This is a genomic window from Acinetobacter johnsonii (assembly GCF_048551975.1).
GTDB classification, from domain to species: Bacteria; Pseudomonadota; Gammaproteobacteria; order Pseudomonadales; family Moraxellaceae; genus Acinetobacter; species Acinetobacter johnsonii_A.
In genome coordinates, this window is record NZ_JBIMCF010000349.1 from 1 (window position 1) to 220 (window position 220).

Sequence of the window (220 nt, forward strand, 5' to 3'; positions counted from 1 at the left end):
AAAACGCTTGTGTCGCTTACAATACAGGTGGTTCAGCGCTTTTATCTGACGTACAGCGTACATACTCATTTTTATGCCCTGAGCTTGTAAGTATTTGGTTAATCGAATATAACCATAGCTCTCCCTTGTCTCTTCATGGGCTATTTTCACCAATATCGTCTGTTGATTTCGTTGAATCGTTCTTTTGCTCACGCCTCTCTTGAGCCAATCATAAAAACAT

Annotated in this window: 1 protein-coding gene; it reads right to left on the reverse strand. The window is 40.0% G+C overall.

Annotated elements, in window-relative coordinates; genetic code table 11:
- Nucleotides 1-220 (reverse strand): IS3 family transposase (locus tag ACG9ZB_RS17765; RefSeq protein WP_419326896.1); only part of this gene is annotated, 220 nt, incomplete at both ends.